14 protein-coding genes, 4 tRNA genes and 1 pseudogene are annotated in these 17,428 nt (G+C 40.5%); 10 read left to right on the forward strand and 9 right to left on the reverse strand.

Features of this window, described 5'->3' with window-relative positions:
- Positions 1 to 12: 12 nt before the first annotated feature.
- Positions 13 to 1,131: an efflux RND transporter periplasmic adaptor subunit gene (locus E2I05_RS02530; RefSeq protein ID WP_121853728.1), complete on the reverse strand. Its 1,119-nt coding sequence runs from the start codon at positions 1,129 to 1,131 to the stop codon at positions 13 to 15.
- 12 nt (positions 1,132 to 1,143) lie between these two features.
- Positions 1,144 to 1,716, reverse strand: coding sequence for a TetR/AcrR family transcriptional regulator (locus E2I05_RS02535; protein WP_121853729.1), 573 nt, complete (start codon positions 1,714 to 1,716; stop codon positions 1,144 to 1,146).
- 228 nt (positions 1,717 to 1,944) lie between these two features.
- On the opposite strand from E2I05_RS02535, the gene rep reads away from it, so the two are divergent.
- Positions 1,945 to 3,957, forward strand: coding sequence for a DNA helicase Rep (rep, locus tag E2I05_RS02540; protein WP_121853737.1), 2,013 nt, complete (start codon positions 1,945 to 1,947; stop codon positions 3,955 to 3,957).
- Positions 3,958 to 3,975: 18 nt separating this feature from the next.
- Here the strand turns inward: rep and E2I05_RS02545 are convergent, their stop codons facing one another.
- Complete coding sequence (locus tag E2I05_RS02545; protein ID WP_121853730.1) at positions 3,976 to 5,931, reverse strand: sensor domain-containing diguanylate cyclase; 1,956 nt, start codon at positions 5,929 to 5,931, stop codon at positions 3,976 to 3,978.
- 153 nt (positions 5,932 to 6,084) lie between these two features.
- Between E2I05_RS02545 and E2I05_RS02550 the strand changes: the two genes are divergently transcribed.
- The 4 genes from E2I05_RS02550 to E2I05_RS02565 all read left to right on the forward strand — a co-directional run bounded on the left by E2I05_RS02550 (position 6,085) and on the right by E2I05_RS02565 (position 6,508).
- Positions 6,085 to 6,161, forward strand: a tRNA-Arg gene (locus E2I05_RS02550).
- A 47-nt stretch (positions 6,162 to 6,208) separates the two neighbouring features.
- Positions 6,209 to 6,284 (forward strand) — tRNA-His (locus E2I05_RS02555).
- A gap of 15 nt (positions 6,285 to 6,299) precedes the next feature.
- Positions 6,300 to 6,376 (forward strand) — tRNA-Pro (locus tag E2I05_RS02560).
- Positions 6,377 to 6,431: 55 nt separating this feature from the next.
- Positions 6,432 to 6,508: transfer RNA gene (locus E2I05_RS02565), tRNA-Pro, on the forward strand.
- 16 nt (positions 6,509 to 6,524) lie between these two features.
- Here the strand turns inward: E2I05_RS02565 and E2I05_RS02570 are convergent.
- From E2I05_RS02570 to E2I05_RS02590, 5 genes are all read right to left on the reverse strand, one after another.
- Positions 6,525 to 6,785 (reverse strand): hypothetical protein, encoded by a 261-nt coding sequence (locus E2I05_RS02570; RefSeq protein ID WP_121853731.1) that lies wholly within the window; start codon positions 6,783 to 6,785, stop codon positions 6,525 to 6,527.
- 61 nt (positions 6,786 to 6,846) lie between these two features.
- On the reverse strand, positions 6,847 to 7,230 hold the full coding sequence (gene sseE / locus E2I05_RS02575) for a type III secretion system effector protein SseE (RefSeq protein WP_121853732.1): 384 nt from the start codon (positions 7,228 to 7,230) through the stop codon (positions 6,847 to 6,849).
- Between the two features lie 86 nt (positions 7,231 to 7,316).
- Positions 7,317 to 8,093: a type III secretion system translocon protein SseD gene (sseD, locus tag E2I05_RS02580; protein ID WP_121853733.1), complete on the reverse strand. Its 777-nt coding sequence runs from the start codon at positions 8,091 to 8,093 to the stop codon at positions 7,317 to 7,319.
- A 12-nt stretch (positions 8,094 to 8,105) separates the two neighbouring features.
- Complete coding sequence (gene sctE / locus E2I05_RS02585; protein WP_121853734.1) at positions 8,106 to 9,872, reverse strand: type III secretion system translocon subunit SseC family protein; 1,767 nt, start codon at positions 9,870 to 9,872, stop codon at positions 8,106 to 8,108.
- Entirely contained in the window at positions 9,859 to 10,332 is a 474-nt protein-coding gene (locus E2I05_RS02590; protein ID WP_121853735.1) for a SycD/LcrH family type III secretion system chaperone, read from the reverse strand. Before E2I05_RS02590 ends, sctE begins: the two co-directional genes overlap by 14 nt.
- 455 nt (positions 10,333 to 10,787) lie before the next feature.
- On the opposite strand from E2I05_RS02590, the pseudogene E2I05_RS02595 reads away from it, so the two are divergent.
- A pseudogene (locus tag E2I05_RS02595) lies at positions 10,788 to 10,967 on the forward strand (FAD-dependent oxidoreductase); the annotation flags it as partial.
- Positions 10,968 to 10,979: 12 nt separating this feature from the next.
- Here E2I05_RS02595 and E2I05_RS02600 read toward each other — a convergent pair.
- A complete protein-coding gene (locus E2I05_RS02600) occupies positions 10,980 to 12,104 on the reverse strand; it encodes an ISAs1 family transposase (RefSeq protein WP_121855319.1) in 1,125 nt (374 codons plus the stop codon).
- Between the two features lie 106 nt (positions 12,105 to 12,210).
- Here E2I05_RS02600 and E2I05_RS02605 point away from each other — a divergent pair, with 106 nt between their 5' ends.
- The 4 genes from E2I05_RS02605 to lysS all read left to right on the forward strand — a co-directional run bounded on the left by E2I05_RS02605 (position 12,211) and on the right by lysS (position 17,283).
- Positions 12,211 to 13,227, forward strand: a complete 1,017-nt coding sequence (locus E2I05_RS02605) for an FAD-dependent oxidoreductase (RefSeq protein WP_165905461.1) — start codon at positions 12,211 to 12,213, stop codon at positions 13,225 to 13,227.
- A 55-nt stretch (positions 13,228 to 13,282) separates the two neighbouring features.
- The gene (gene chrA, locus E2I05_RS02610; RefSeq protein WP_121853025.1) at positions 13,283 to 14,488 is read left to right on the forward strand and encodes a chromate efflux transporter; all 1,206 of its coding nucleotides are present in this window, start codon (positions 13,283 to 13,285) and stop codon (positions 14,486 to 14,488) included.
- A gap of 78 nt (positions 14,489 to 14,566) precedes the next feature.
- Positions 14,567 to 15,665, forward strand: a protein-coding gene (gene prfB / locus E2I05_RS02615) for a peptide chain release factor 2 (protein WP_165905460.1) whose coding sequence is annotated in 2 segments (ribosomal slippage) — positions 14,567 to 14,641 and positions 14,643 to 15,665 — 1,098 coding nt in all. Because the reading frame shifts where the segments join, the coding sequence is not laid out codon by codon here.
- 115 nt (positions 15,666 to 15,780) lie between these two features.
- Positions 15,781 to 17,283, forward strand: coding sequence for a lysine--tRNA ligase (gene lysS / locus E2I05_RS02620; RefSeq protein WP_121853023.1), 1,503 nt, complete (start codon positions 15,781 to 15,783; stop codon positions 17,281 to 17,283).
- Positions 17,284 to 17,428: the final 145 nt, after the last annotated feature.

Genomic DNA, 17,428 nt, shown 5'->3' on the forward strand with positions numbered 1-17,428 from the left:
CTTGGCTCCTATTTACAGCTTAGGTAAAGTGGCAGGGGGAGTTATGGTTTTATCGTCAACAATTTTAACTTTGCTGTGATTGCTGAGCCTGATTTGTCCTGTGGTAACAATACGGTCGCCTTTTTTAACTCCGCCACTTATTAGCACTTGACTGCCTTTACGCGCCAAAACATTCACATTATTTTGTTTGACTCGGTGAATGGTTTTACCGTTTTCTTGCGTGGCGGCAACAAAATAAACCGTATTGCCATATAGCGAAAAATTAATGGCGGTTTGAGGTAATACCATTTGATTTGTGAGCATGGGTAATTGCACATTAACCTTAGAGAACATGCCGCTTCGTAGCATAGCTTGATGATTGGGAATTTCAGCTTGCACTTGAATTAAGCCACTTTGATAAAATACAGCGGGTTCGATGGCGGAAATTTTTCCGGAAAACGGTTTTTCAGGGTAAGCGTCAACAAATACAGAGATGTCTTGGCCAAGAGCAATTTTAGGCAATTGTGTTTGAGTTACGGTAAAACGTATCTTCATGGTTGTGATGTTCTCAAGGCGCACAATTTCAGTACCTGCTTGAAGAAACTGTCCTAAATGAATATCACTGATCCCAATCAAGCCAGAAAATGGCGCTCGTATAATTTTACGTTCAATTGTAGCCTTTAACGAAGTGATATCGGCTTTCAGTGCGAGGTATTTGGCTTCAGCATTATCGAGATCTTGCTTTGATACTGACTTTTGGCGATAGAGCTTTAATAGTCGCTTATAGTCGGCTTCTGCAGCAGGAAGTTGTACTTGCTTACTGGTGAGATTGGCTTTTTCAACTTGAGTGTTGAGTTGCAGTAGTATTTGACCTTTTTCTACCTTACTGCCGTTTTCGAACTCAATGCTGGCAACGGTACCCGATAGCTCGTTGGCCAGTGTCACTCCTTGTAATGGTTCAACAAAACCAATGGCACTAATCACAGGTTGCCAGTTGGTTAATTCAATTGTCTGTGTGGTTACTGGGAACTCGGCTTCAGGTAGATTGGCAATGGCATCGGCAATTTTACCTTTCACAAAGTAATTAAAACCAATGACGCTACCAAATGCGGCAACGGCAATAATTAACATGGTCACGATCCACTTTTTCATTCCTGATGACTCCTATAAGTGATTTGAATAAGTAATAGCATGCCAGCAGATATCACACGCTTTCTGTAACTCTTGTTGATTAAAGTGTAGATGGCCTTCAAATATTCGTCGTCCTAGTGATATGGCTGGTTCAAAAGCGATGGAAAATAAATATTCAATTTGAAGATTAAGTACAAGATGCTGTTGAATCCCTTCAGTAAACAGATCTTCTAGCGGTTTAAAGGTTTCACGTGCTATGGCATTATGTTCAGCGGTATTCACGCCGGGCAGTAAATAAAATTGTTGATAATTGAGCTGCTGGGGCGTGCGATCACATCCTAGTCTGACAAAGTTAAACCATATGTGTTTAAATCTTTGTTCTACGTTACCGGCTCTAGCGTCAGTGAATACAAAGGCTGCAACGGATTGAAGGATATTGACTCTTAACTCAGAAATAAGCTGGTCTTTATCTTTGAAGTATCGATAAATGGTGCCAGCTGCAATCTTTGCATCGTCAGCGAGCTTTTGCATCGAGAGATGTTGGATTCCTTCTTGTGCAATAATTTTTTCTGCTGACCGTAAAATTTGTTCACGTTTATTCGCCATATTTTAATATCATAGGTACAAAATGAATATTCATTCACACTTTACCCTTGCAAAAATAAATAGATATTGCTCGGTTTCGAAAATGTGATGCAGCGCGTTAAGTCAGCAAATACGACGCTTATTTTATCTATTGGTTCAGTTTTAATTCAGATAGTTGAACAGAGATTTATGCAGCGGTGATGGTCTGTTATGATCATCATTTCAGATACATTAGAAATTGAGTTCACAATGAAGCTAAACCCCGGTCAAAATGAGGCGGTGCATTATGTATCAGGCCCATGCTTAGTACTTGCAGGTGCAGGCAGCGGTAAGACTAGGGTGATCATTAATAAAATTGGTTATCTACTAGAGAAATGTGGCTACAAAGGCAGAAACATTGCTGCTGTAACTTTCACCAATAAAGCGGCGCGAGAAATGAAAGAGCGTGTCGCGCAATCGATCGGTAAACAACTCTCTCGAGGATTGTGGATATCGACCTTTCATACGCTTGGCCTTGAGATCATTAAACGCGAACATAAAGTCTTAGGATTAAAAGCGGGCTTTTCGTTATTTGACGACCAAGATACATTAGCGCTGCTGAAAGAGTTGACAGAAAAAGAGCTGCAAGAAGATAAAGATTTGCTCAAGGCACTGGCCAGCACCATTTCAAACTGGAAAGGCGGTTTGATAATTCCTGAGCGAGCCAGAAAAATAGCAAAGGGCGAGCAAGAACAACTCTTCGCATTGCTTTATCAGCGATATGCTCAGCATATGAAAGCGTACAATGCGCTAGATTTTGATGATCTCATTTTATTGCCGACCTTGTTATTGCGATTAAACGAGCAAGTCAGAGAGCGCTGGCAAACCCGTTTTCAATATTTGATGGTGGATGAATATCAAGATACCAATTCGAGCCAATATGAGCTGGTGAAGTTGTTAGTGGGTGAGCGTGCGCGGTTTACTGTTGTAGGAGACGATGATCAATCAATTTATTCGTGGCGTGGTGCTAAACCACAAAACCTTGTACTGCTCGGCAAAGACTTTCCACAACTTAAATTAATTAAGCTCGAACAAAACTATCGTTCTAGTCAGAGAATTTTGAAAGCCGCTAATATCTTAATTGAGAATAACCCTCACGTGTATGAAAAAAGGCTGTTTAGTGAGCTAGCTTATGGCGAACCATTGAGAGTCATTACGGCGGGAAACGAAGAACAAGAAGCTGAGCGAGTGATCGCTGAAATTGTAAGGCATAAATTTGTTGGGCGTACTCGGTTTGGTGATTACGCCATGTTATATCGAGGTAATCATCAATCGAGATTGCTTGAACGTGCACTCATGCTCAACCGGATCCCTTACAAAATAAGTGGTGGTACGTCATTTTTTGCCAGAGCTGAAATCAAAGATATTATGGCTTACCTCAGGTTGGTCGTGAATCCCGATGATGATAATGCATTTTTACGGGTGGTTAATTTACCAAAACGAGGCATAGGTCCAGCCACCTTAGAAGCCTTGGGTAATTTTGCCAATAGCAAACACATTTCTTTGTTTAGTGCCATTTTTGAGTCCGATGTTAATCATCATGTGAGCCCTACTGCTGCGGCTTCCTTATATCAATTTGGCCGTTTTATTGTAGATACTGGGGAAATCGCGTTACGTGGTGAAGGTGTGGATGCCATTAAGCAGTTGATCCGAAAAATCAATTATGAAGATTATCTTTACGAGCATAGCCCAAGTGCAAAAGCGGCAGAAATGCGTATGAAGAACATTTCAGAGTTGTATCGATGGGTGACGGAAATGCTTCAAGGAGATGAGCTTGATGAGCCGATGACATTATCTGAGGTAGTGACCCGATTAACCCTACGAGACATGATGGAGCGTAACAGTGAAGATGAAGCAGGGGATCAAGTTCAGCTGATGACACTACATGCATCTAAAGGCTTGGAGTTCCCATACGTCTTTATGGTCGGAATGGAAGAAGGATTATTACCACATCAAGTCAGCATTGATGAAGACAACGTTGAAGAAGAAAGACGTTTGGCTTACGTAGGCATTACTCGAGCTCAACAAGAGTTGTGGTTCGTTATCTGTCGTGAGCGACGTCAGTTTGGTGAAACGATGCGTACTGAACCGAGCCGTTTTTTAATGGAATTGCCGCAAGACGATTTATATTGGGAAAACCGCCAACCGGTTCAATCAGAACAACAACGTCAGCAAACAGGCAAGGCGAATATATCGAATTTAAGGAATTTATTTAAGAAATAGCCATTACAAGTTTTTAAATTAAGTCGTTTTTGAGGTGGTTTTCACTGAGGCAATCGTTATAGGTTGATGAATGACATAACGACCTCGACCTTTTGACTTCGCCAGATACATAGCTGCATCAGCATCCTTTAATATGGCTTCGCTTGATTGAGTATTGGCATCACTGATCGCGATACCAATGCTGGCACTGGAATAGAATTTGTGGTGATTTAACGTATATGGTTGTGATAATAACTGTAAAATTCGATCCGCAATTTCAATGGCATTGTTTTTCCCTTGTGTGCCGTCCAGTATCACGACAAACTCATCACCACCTAATCGGCCTAAGGTATCGTTTTGTCTGACACAAAGCTTCAATCTATCCGCCGTTTCGACTAAAAAACGGTCTCCCTCTAGGTGGCCTAGCGTATCGTTGATTAGTTTAAATTTGTCTAAGTCAATGAAGATTAAAGCAAAACAATCTTCTGGGTGACGTTTAATGTGATTAATTGCCTGCTTGAGTCGTTCCATGAACATGGAGCGATTAGGCAAGCTGGTTAAAGGATCATGTTTAGCATCATAGATAAGCTGTAACTCAACGTGTTTTCGGCGTTGAATTTCTTTTTCTAACTCTTGGTTTGCTGTGGCGAGTTCGTTAGTACGAATTTCTACTTGTCGTTCCAGCTCGATGCAGTTTTTCTGAGTGGCTTCTATGGCTTCTTTTCGTTCAATGGCTCTGGCAATGTGTTGACTTACAAATTTAAGGATATCAAGATCTTTTGCTTGAAACTCAGTGTCTTCATCTGAATGATGAAGCACAAGAGCGCCACGTACTTTATGATGAATGTGTAAGGGAACAGCCATCCATTGTTTGATTTCTTGGGTATTTAAGCAATAAGGCGTGCTTTGAAATATTTTTTTATCATTAATCATTCTTTGAATGTCTTGATGCGTTAAAATTAGCGGCTTTTTATGCTTGATTAGATACTCAGTAAGCCCGTCTGCAAAAGGGCGTCCATTAGGATTGCTTTGTTTTTGTTTGGTGCTATGAAAAGGAAAGTAAAGGCTATTAGAAATTGGATCATGTAAGGAAATATAGCAATTTTTAGCATCAATTAGTTGATTGAGTATTTTATAGAGTTCCTGGTAAAAATCATTATCTTCTGTTTTTGCGCTACATAAGCTGGCAATATCAAATAATGATTTTTGTAACTTTTCGGCGTTACTACGTTCATTGATTTCCTGTTTTAACTCGTTATACGCCAATACGAGTTCTTTTGTCCGCATCGATATTGCTTTTTCTAATTGAGTATTTTGTTTTAACCGCTCTGTCATACCAGCAATATGCTGACAAATGAAGCTCATTAGCTCAATTTCAGGTTGAGCATAACTGTCTTCCTCAGTGTAACTTTGAATAACCACCACTCCAACGGCTTTATCTTGCTTCATGATTGGAGTGCCTAACCAAGAACGACAACTTGATCCTTGTTTAGTAATTTTTTTCTCTTTGATCAGTTGAGACAAGGTCTCTTTATTTCCAAGGAAAGGTTTTGCTGTTTTAAGCACATATCCAGTTAATCCACTTTCTAATACATCAGAAAGCGTATCCGAGTCGTAGTAATTAGTGCAATTATCTTTTTGATCTCGATAAAACGGGATTTCTATCTTTCCAGTTTTAGGACAAACCCAAGCAACAAAAAAATTATCAGCAGAAACAAGTTGTTTTAAATGATTATGTACACCTTCATAGAAATCATCGGGACAAGAAACAGTGGAAGCAATGTTTGATATAGCTATCAATGCATCTCGTGCACATTCAGAACGCTTATATTGCTTGGCAAGTGTTTTCAAACGGACAATACGTTTTTGTAAGCGTAAAATTTCGCTCGTTTTAGGGCGGTTTTTGGCTAAATTTACATCAAAGTCCATTTGATCGTGTCCGTACCTGTCTGGAGAATAATTAGCTGCTTCTAATAATAAATCTAGAATTAACACGAATTCAACATTCTGCCAAGTCAATTATTCGGCAAGTGTTGTACAAAAAACCGCTCAAGGTGGCAAAAGTTGAGCATCTGAACTAAAAAAAGTAAAACAGGGCTAGACGCGGAGGATAATAATCCCTAGTATATGCCGCGCTAACCAAAGCGAGCGCCCATAGCTCAGCTGGATAGAGCGCACCCCTCCGGAGGGTGAGGCCGAGGGTTCGAATCCTTCTGGGCGCACCATTTGGAACAGGCGTTTTTCTAGGTTGGTTAGTAGCAGTAAAATTATGGTGATTGTAGCTCAGTTGGTAGAGTCCCGGATTGTGATTCCGGTTGTCGTGGGTTCGAACCCCATCAGTCACCCCATTTTGCTCATTGTTTCGGTGATTAGCGCAGCCCGGTAGCGCATCTGGTTTGGGACCAGAGGGTCAGAGGTTCGAATCCTCTATCACCGACCATTTTCATGTAAATTGAATATTTGATTTACAGCAGTTGAAATACTGAAACAGTTTACGGTGATTAGCGCAGCCCGGTAGCGCATCTGGTTTGGGACCAGAGGGTCAGAGGTTCGAATCCTCTATCACCGACCAAACAACAAAAAAGCCTCTAACTCATGTTAGAGGCTTTTTTGTGGGTGTCCCATGAACCAATATGTATCGAATAGGCATTCAATCTTGATGTGGCGCAAAATAATTGTAATTGAATATTACTTGAAGGGTTGAATGGATGTTGAGCGATATAAGTCGCAAAGGTTTCAAGTGGTAATTGACTGAGTGCTAGTAATTCAAAAGATGGATTAGAGTTTAAATCAGTGACTTTTTGAGATGGCTGGCTGTTTTTGCCACCTTTATGCATACGCTCAGACATAGTACTTCCTTATCTTTGTCTTTATCAGCGCAATTTATTTTTATTATCTTACCATTATCTTTTAATAAACTATCCAGCTGCCGTCTTCTTGATCAATTTCTTTAGCACCCTGCTTGAGTAAAATATCATGGAAAACTTGGTGTCTTTCACGTTCTTGGGCCGATCCATTATCAAGCAGAACTCGTCCTCTTACGTTTGAGACTTCGGCTACATTTTTTTTAAGGCGTTTCAGCTGTTCAACCATCTGTAAAACAGCGCTGCTTATTCCTGATGCTTTATCTTTACTTGTAAATTCACAAACGGTGAGCGCGTTTTCATCGAGACGATAAATAAGTGTCCACTGTGGTGTGTCCCAACATTTACCCCACTCATAATTACTGCTGCCAAAATAGGCGGGTTTAATGTCGACACCTAGTTTTGTTAAATAATTTGTTACTGGATCCATAATATCTTCCTGATGTTTATTTGTGTAGACATGCGCCGAACAACATTTACTTCAAGGTTATTCGGCGCATCAGTTAACAAAAATCATTACTTCATTAGAGCGTTTTCTAAGCTACGGTGTAACTGCGTCAACTCGGTAAGCAAACTCACCATGTCAGCCGATGTTTTACGAGCTCTCTCTAGCATTTCAACCAGCTTTTTGATGAAGGTATTGGCGTTACTTTCATCAAATCCACCGATCAACTTTTCTTCTTCAGCGGTTTTAGTCATTGTCGCGTTCGCTACGCCACCAGCGCCTTCTAAAGCTTTACCTAAACCTTGTCCGCCAATTGCAATAGCTTCACCAAACCCTGAACCAAGAGCACCACCAGCTACGCCAGCAATACCACCTGCAATTGTGAAACCTGCAGATAAGGCACCAGCTATGGATTGTTGACCAATACCTTGTTCTTTTTGATCGTACCCTGACACTTGTACAGCCCAGGCCAGTTTTTCCTGCTTCACATCAAAATCTTGAATGATATTACGTAGCTCTTGAAAAAGTGTTGCGAGCTTGGTCATTAAGTCATTGATTTCACTGATTGCGGCAGCGCCACTCATTGAACCGTTACCATCAAGTGAACCATAGCGTGAAGTGAGATCATTAAGATAATCGTTTGCTTTTTTTGAACTATCAGTTCCTGCGTTTTCTATATTCGCATTAGCTGAAAGCAAGTGAAATGATTCTTTAATTTTGGCATGATGATTTTTCAGAGTGTTTACTGTCGAATTAACCACTTCTGGATCAACCAGCGAATCATCCATTAGTTTACCGCTTTTAGGGTCGAGGTTAGGAGAACCTTGACCGATACTTGTAGTACTCATAATTGACCTCTTTTATATAAGTGAACTGGCAACGCGAGATTGAATTGAGCCAGTTTCAGTAATGGTTTGTGTTGCACCTTGAAGTGACGTTGTTTCTTTTTGCATTAAACCCTTGGCAGCTTTCACTTCATCATTTTTGGTTCTTTCATACCAGTCATAGGTATATTCCAAAAATTCGGTATCTAGCATAAGCCGTTCAACGGCTTCTTCTGTTTTCCGTTTAATTTCTTTTATTGTACCCACGGTAATTGTTCGGCCGCCTCCAACAGCGCCTTGTAGCATATGAATACCCACTTTCACGCCTATGCTTGCGGCTTTTTTCATGAGTTCCCATGTTGCCCAGCGGCCAGCAGACTTAACTAAGTCATCAGCACTGATTTCAACACCTTCTTTAATGGCTTTTTTAATGGCTCTTTTAACCACTTTATTAACCACTTTTTCAGTCATATCTTTGATGGCCTTTTCACCAAAATGCTTGGTTGAATCAGAAACTGAACTCATGGTTTTTTTGACAACTGTACTGCCACTATTTTCAACAGCTTCTTTGAATGCTTTTGAAGTAACATTTTCAGCGATAGAGTCACCTAACTTTTCACTGACTTCTTTGGCAATTTCTTTAGACATTTCTTTGAGTGCCTGCTTGGCTTCGGTAATACTTAATTCAACGGCTTCCGATGCGCCATCTTCGGCGGATTTAGCTGCTACATCCGCGATACCTTCGACCAATTTAGGGGCCGCGGCTTCTACTCCAGTCTTGATACCTTTCACCGCGCCCCTCGCTGCTTTAAAAGCAAGCCCACCTTGCACAACATCTACAATTAATCCGGCGGCTTCAAAACCCAGTTGAACAAAGCCTGCATATTTTGCTACTTCTTCACACTTTTTCTTTTGTGCTTCAGATAAATGTGGTGACAGCTCTGCGGTTTCAGCTGCTGCTTTCACAAAACCCGCAACGCCTGCGGCGAGATAGGTTCCGCCAGCGGCTACCTCCATGTAAGCATTTACGTCGGCACCAGCGCTTAATATAATTCTCGCTGCACCTTCTACGAGTTTTACTATTCCGTATATCGCTTCGGCCGCACTGATGACCCAATCAAATAATGCGGTCCAAATCCCAGCTTTGTGTGCTTTTTTAGCTTGAGCAGACTGTTGAGCCATTTTGTCTTGCAACTTTTTGACTTTTTGGTCTCTCAAAACTTCCTGTGTTTTTGTCATGATATCCGTAGCCTTAATTGTGGCGTCGGCGGTGGCACTAAATGTTGATATGCCCAATAGAGTCGCCATCATGACCATTTGTTGTGGATCAATTTTTTCAAGGTTCGCCATTTTAATGTCGTCAACCTTTAGGGTTGGCGATGAGATGGAGTGATCATCTGCTGTTTTTTTGGCTTGAGCGATATCTTGATTTATCTGATCTTGTAGACTTTGTTTGGTTTTGTTTTTTTGATGAATATCATCTTGCATGATTTTTTCTTTTACGATTTCGTCATGAATCTGTTCTTTTTCATTTTCATCATCGGTGGCTTTAGCATTGGTTTGTCCTTGCCTTATGATTTGCCCCATGACTTTTTTTAAGGCGCGATCAGCATCAGTCCTCGATATGGCGCTGCCATGTTTACTCATATGATCAGCGAGCGCGTACTCGCTAGGCTTTGACCAGCTCGGAATGGTTGCCGCTTGATAAGCTGCATCGATGCCTGCGGTATCCCCAGTTGGTGATGTACTTTGGATTGATTGCGGAATATCAGTTTTGGGTTTTATGCTATTAACTGCTGACATGGTTCTTCTCCTCAGTTACTGCACTTAAACCTTTACTGGCGTTTTCATTGACTTCTTGGAACTCAGGGCGACCATCACTCCACCTTAGTGAAGCGCGAAAACTTCTTCTTGCGTACTCTTTGTTTCCTAATGCAGTGAAACTTAATCCTGCATGATAAGAAGGCAGGGGATTATCTACTTGAATCATTCCGGCACGACCAAAGAGATAAATCGCTTCATGGTGTTCATTGAGTTTTTGGCAGACAAGCCCAAGGGAATAACAATAGTCATAACTCCAACTATCTATTCGCCATAATAAATAGAAGATATTTCTTGCAGCGCTAATATCTTTACATTCAAAGAGCTGAAAAGCATATTGATATAAAGTGTCTAATTCTTTTTGATCAACATCATTAAGCATCCTTATGGAGCCACCTTGTTGAACAAAATCTTGTAAGGTTTCAAATTCTTCTGTTTTCATCTTCGTCGCTCCTTAGAAGACTTAATGCTGATGAATCATGCAATTTAGAAATTTGATATATTCAAACTGATATTATTTAACTCATAATCTTTCGTGGGTTATTCAATAAATACCGAATGAACTTTTAGTATAGTTTGGTTGTTAATTACCATTAACGCTTGTTCATTAACTATTTTTAATATTCATGTTTTATTTAAATTGATTATTCAATATCGTGTATACATTAATCGTAAGCCAAATATGAAATAGAGATATCGAAAAGTAATGGAGGATAATTGATTGGTGGTATGACCAGTTTGATTGTGTTTTGTTTGTTCTTAACATATTAATTAGCTCACTCTTATTATTTTATTTCGGCTAGTGGCCTAATGTTAATCGGTATCTTGTTTTGAGTATATTTGGTTATTAACGAAATATAGACTGAGTATTTCTGCATGGTGTACATGAGGTCAGCAATGAAAAAAACAGAGCTCGTTATTGTTGGAGGAGGTATTCTTGGTACCGGAGTTGCTCAAGCAGCCGCAGCTGCAGGATATCAGCTAATTTTACTCGAAAGTAATAAAGTCGGGCATGCGACATCAAGTAATTCAAGCAAGTTAATTCATGGTGGTCTTCGATATTTGGAATCAGGGCAAACGCATGAGTGTTCATATTTTAACCGCGTCGGAAAATCCCGCTGTTAATACTTTCTCTAAAAAGGATGTGTTCATCCAAGCTCGCCTTCTTTTAGTTGGCATACTGACTTTCGTTTTCTCTTTTCTCAGCATATTAAGTGCTGTTTGACGTAGTATTCCCCAGTTTTCAGCACCGTTGTCCTTATAAATCTGGCAGGCATCTTCTCTCATTGTTAGATCTAGCACCCAGTGCAGGCTATTCTCTACAGCCCAATGCTCACGGACAGCTTCTGCGAACTTATCTTCTGTTAATTCTGTTGAACAGATGTAGTAGCGGTACTCTAAACTCGGTTCTTTCCCTTTTTCCTGTCGATAGCTCATCGTAACCCCAACCGTTTTTAATGACGGCCATTCAGGAAATTCTTTCGCAAGTCTTTTGGCACTTAGGATCTGACAAGCTCTCGCTTCAAGCCTACTGCGGTTTTTTTCTATTTTTAGATTGTCGGCTTTAGCGTTTCTAAAATCATCAAACATGCTTTGCACCGCTTCATGTAGTGACGGTTGATTCCCTTTAACAGCCAGCAAATAGTCAGCACCTTGTTTGATAATCGTCTTGGCTATTTCTTTTTGGCAACCCATTGCATCAATAGAAACTATCGCGCCTTTTATTTCTAATAACTTCAGTAGTTCTGGGATTGCTGTAATTTCATTTGATTTCACATCGGTACTTAGTTGCCCTAGTACCATCTTATTTTTGCTCGCAAAAGCATTGATCATATGAATGGTGGAAAGACGATCCTCTCTATCGTATGAGCCTCTTAGTGTTTTCCCGTCAATCGCTATAATTTCCCCTTTAGATAAACGATTAACTGACTGCATCCATTTGACAAAGCACTGGTTAAATTGCTCAGGTTTAATTCTGCTAATAACTCTCGCAATAGTGTCATCAACAGGGACTCCAGACTTTAAAAAACCATGCTTTTGAAACCAATCTAAATGGCCTTCTGCATACTCTTTAATTTCTTTCCAGCCTTCTGCACCTGCTATCACAGCACATAATGTGATAAAAAATATATCAAACATTGGATAGGTAACTTTCGCTGATTGACGCTGGTCATCGAGTAGCTCGAAATGCTTTCTAAAAGAGGTAAGATTCATCGTCATCGGGTACTTCCGCAAAAAGAAGTATATGATCACAAAGTAAGATCTGGGTCAAACTTTATTTCCCAATCGGTTAAAAAGCGTTCGCGATCTTGCCCTGTATTTGGAATCAGCTCAATTTGGTTTAGTTCGCGAGTCGCTTAAAGAAAGACAAAAGTTGTTAGAAATAGCAAATCATTTGGTTAAGCCTGTTAAGTTTTATATCCCAATATATAAGGAGAGTAAAAGAAATGGCTGGCTGATTATACTGGGGCTGTCTTTTTATTATGTGTTGAGTGGTTTTTCTAAGTGGGGGAGGTTTAAATTAATTCCCATGAAAAATTGGGATGAAATTAAAGGGATCAAAAAAAGTGGCTTGAAAATTATTTTACAGTACTGGGATGGGCAAACGGATGATCTTAAATTATGTGAACAAGTTGCTCATAGCGCGACAATTCTAGGAGCTAATATTGTTGAAGGAGCACAATGCACATCAATAATAAAACAATCAAGTGGATATAAGTTAACGTATGCATTAAGTAATGATTTATTTGAAATAGAATGTTCAGCAATAATTAATACAGCAGGTCCATGGGCGAATCAGTTACTTGATACAGTAAAACCGAAAATTGAACCCCCTAGTATCAACTGGGTACAAGGTACACATTTATTATTGGATATACCTGCTGCAGAGGGCATCGTCTATCTAGAATCCTGTTTCGACGAAAGAGTCATTTTTGTTATGCCTTGGTATGGAAAAACACTGATAGGAACAACGGAAACTTCATTAACGTGCTTACCTGAAGTTATCAAGCCAACTGAGGACGAAATTAGGTATCTATTGGGCGTTTTTGTTCATTACTTCCAACAGTATGGCGACATAAACGATTTGCGAGAATTAATGATAAAAACATTTTGTGGCGTACGAATATTACCCTCATCGAAAGATAAAGCTTTTCACACTTCTCGTGAAACCTTAATGCATATGGATCAAACACATCCTAATTTTCTCAGTGTTTTTGGTGGAAAGTTAACCACCTACCGATTAACGGCTAAAAAGACTGTTTCTTGGTTAGAAAAACAGTTAGGAAAAAGGCACAAAGTCGCTGATTTTGACACTATCACTTTGCAAGACAATTAAGAGTAATGCAGTGGTTCTGTTTGTATGACGATGTTGTCATTTCAGTGTCATCTTAATGTCACATCATAAGAAAAAATATTCTGGAATATCAACCTTGTTCAACTCAGCCATTACCATATTCAAACAGTTTTTATTACTGGGAGTCATTGCTTTTGGTGGGCCAGTGGCTCATATAGGCTATTTCCGTCGTCGATTTGTTGATGAGTTAGCTTGGCTTGACGATGCCTATTTCGGACAATTGTTAGCACTGTGCCAGTTTTTACCGGGCCCTTCTTCTAGCCAGTTGGGTTTTGCTATCGGTTATCATCGCGGCGGTATTGTGGGAGCATTAGCGGCGTTTGTAGGATTCACCGCCCCTTCATTTATTATCATGTTTTGTTTGGCGATAATGAGCCTGAATTGGCTTGATGAAACTTGGATGCAGCAGCTCATTCATGGGCTTAAGTTGCTGGCGGTTATTGTGGTGGCTGATGCGGTTATTTCAATGTTCAAAAGTTTTTGCCAAACGAATATCAAACGGATGTTGGCATTGGTTGCAGTAATTTTGCTTATTATTTTTCCATCATCTATCACTCAAATCGGTCTGCTTTTTACTGCTGCCCTTTATGGGTATAACAAAAATGCGTCATTGCCGCAGCCATCTACACAAAAAATTTGTATTAATTACTTATGGCTCGCTATTTTTTGTGTGATTTTGATAGGGCTGGTTTATTTTTCTGATACATCGGTAAATGTTGAAATCATGAAAGAGTTTTTCTTCGCAGGAACCCTAGTTTTCGGTGGTGGGCACGTTGTATTACCCCTGTTACAACACAGCTTAATCCACCTTGTTGATGGGCAGCTTTTTTTAGCGGGTTATGGTTTTTCTCAGCTGATACCCGGCCCCATGTTTACCCTCAGTACTTTTATTGGAGCCTCTACTTGGCAAGGCGCATCGTTCTTTGGCGCGTTGATGACGACATTAGCTGTTTTTATACCCGGATTTTTGTTACTGCTATCCACAATTAAGCATTGGCATTTACTGTGTGAAAGGCCAAAATTCAACGAAGCATTACAAATGATCAACGCTTGTGTCGTTGGTGTATTGGCGGCCGCTTGGGTTCAACCTGTTGTGGTTAGCTCAATACTATCAATGAGTGACGTTTTCATAGCTTTAGGTGGTTTTTATTTACTAAAAATACAAAAGTGGCACTTAGTAAAAGTGAGTTTGGTATTGTTTTTGATTCAAGGCGTAAAATTCAGTTTGGAAAGCTTGATTTGACGGTTTTCACACCTCTCCTCATAGGTTAAAATGGTCGGCTAAATGACTTACTAATTGCAGATAAGCGAAACTGAATTCATGTTTGAAGTAAACCCAGTAAAATTCAAAATCAAAGAGTTGGCTGATCGAACTCATCTTCTTCGGGGGTATCTTTGACTATGATGCCAAGAAAGAACGTTTAGAAGAAGTTACCCGAGAGCTAGAAAGCTCAGGGATCTGGGATAACCCAGAACAAGCACAAGCATTAGGAAAAGAACGCGTTTTATTAGAAAACGTGGTCAAAACCATCGATGATATGGACTCAGGTCTTGAAGATATTGAAGGTTTGTTAGAGCTTGCCGTTGAAGAAGACGACGAAGAAACCTTCAATGATGCAAGCACAGAGCTTGATGATCTTGAAGTTAGACTGGAAGATCTTGAATTTAAAAGAATGTTCTCCGGCCCGAATGACGTGAGTCACTGTTATCTCGATATTCAGTCTGGCTCAGGCGGTACTGAGGCTCAAGATTGGGCAAATATGGTACTGCGTATGTTCTTGCGCTGGGGTGATGCCCATGACTTTAAACCCGAACTTGTCGAAGTTACAGACGGTGATGTTGCGGGCATTAAAGGCGCGACCATTAAGTTTAACGGTGAATATGCTTTCGGTTGGTTACGAACCGAGACTGGTGTACACCGACTAGTGCGTAAATCGCCCTTTGACTCATCAGGTAAACGCCATACTTCATTTTGCTCCGTGTTTGTCTATCCAGAAATTGATGACTCAATTGAAATTGATATCAACCCTGCGGATTTGCGTGTAGATACCTACCGTGCATCAGGGGCTGGTGGTCAGCATGTGAATAAAACGGAATCTGCAATACGTATTACTCATTTGCCGACGAACACCGTTGTACAGTGTCAAAGTGGTCGCTCGCAGCATAAAAACCGCGATGAAGCGATGAAACAGTTGAAAGCAAAATTGTATGAGCTTGAAATGCTCAAACAAAATGCTGACAAGCAAGCTGCTGAAGACTCTAAATCCGATATCGGTTGGGGCAGTCAAATTCGTTCATACGTATTAGATGACTCACGGATTAAAGACTTACGCACAGGTGTTGAAAACCGTAATACCCAAGCCGTACTTGACGGCGATTTAGATAAATTTATTGAAGCCAGCTTAAAATCAGGAATTTAATCACTGTAATTGATATCACAGTGACGAAATTGTAAAACGAACAGAAATTCGATGGGTTAAATAACCCAACTATTAATAATACAACTACGCTTTTTAGGTTTAACGAGAGAAGAAGATGACTGAACACGTCCAAGATGAAAACAAGCTCATTGCTGAGCGTCGTGCAAAGCTCGCACATATTCGCGAGAATTGCCCTGCTAACGGTCACCCAAATAACTTCGATCGAAAACACAAGGCGGCGGATATTCAAGCTGAATATGGTAAGTACAGCAAAGCAGAGCTTGAAGAAATGGGCATTCAACGTTCAATCGCGGGTCGTATTATGGCGAAACGTGGCCCATTTTTAGTTATCCAAGACGTCAGCGGCCGTATTCAAGCTTATGCAGGTAAAGACGTTCAAAAAGACGTTAAAGCGAAATATCAAGGTTTAGATATCGGCGACATTATTGGCGTAACAGGTCAACTCCATCTTTCAGGTAAAGGGGATTTGTACGTCAACATGGAAGACTACCAGTTGTTGACTAAAGCATTGCGTCCTTTACCTGAAAAGTTTCATGGTTTGACGGATCAAGAAATGCGTTACCGTCAGCGTTATGTTGATTTGATCGTAAATGAAGAATCTCGTGATGCGTTCGTGATGCGCTCTAAAGTGGTTACCGCAATACGTAATTTCATGGTGAAAAAAGAGTTCATGGAAGTTGAAACGCCAATGATGCACACCATTCCAGGTGGAGCTAGCGCGCGTCCTTTCATCACACACCATAATGCACTTGATATTGAAATGTATCTGCGTATTGCACCAGAGCTTTATTTGAAGCGTCTTGTGGTCGGTGGTTTTGAACGTGTATTTGAAATCAATCGTAACTTCCGTAATGAAGGTCTATCACCGCGTCATAACCCAGAATTCACTATGATGGAATTCTATATGGCTTACGCCGACTACAAAGACTTGATGGATTTGACTGAAGAAATGCTTAGCTCAATCGCCATGGATTTGTGTGGATCGACCAAACTGCCATACGGTGAGCATACTGTTGATTTTGGTGGGCCTTATGCACGTTTGAGTATGCTAGAGGCAATCAAACAATACAACCCAGACAATGCAACGATTCAATCAATGACGTATGAAGAAGTTAAAGATGTTGAATTCATGCGAGATCTTGCTAAAAGCTTAGGCATGACGGTTGAGAAGTTCTGGACATGTGGTCAGCTACTCGAAGAAATTTTTGGTGAAACGGCAGAGCCGCAGCTGATGCAACCAACATTCATTACAGGGTATCCTGCTGATATTTCCCCATTAGCCCGCCGTAATGATGAAAACCATTTCATTACGGATCGATTTGAGTTCTTCATTGGTGGTCGCGAAGTGGCAAATGGTTTCTCGGAGCTTAATGACGCTGAAGATCAAGACAGCCGATTTAAAGCTCAGATGGATGCGAAAGATGCTGGTGATGATGAAGCCATGTACTACGATTCTGATTACATCACAGCACTTGAACACGGACTGCCACCAACCGCTGGGCAAGGTATTGGTATCGATCGTTTGGTTATGCTGTTTACTAACACGCATACGATTCGTGACGTAATCCTATTCCCAGCAATGCGCCCTCAAGCATAGTTAATGCGCCCCCAAGCATAACTTCAGCTTTACTAGTGTTAATAAAATGCCCTGACTGTTCAGGGCATTTTATACCAATTACAGTAATTAAATACTCAACTCAGAGCTATGTATGTGCTCAAAGTGCAATCGCAATTGATGAAGA

It is taken from the genome of Parashewanella spongiae, assembly GCF_004358345.1.
Lineage (GTDB): Bacteria > Pseudomonadota > Gammaproteobacteria > Enterobacterales > Shewanellaceae > Parashewanella > Parashewanella spongiae.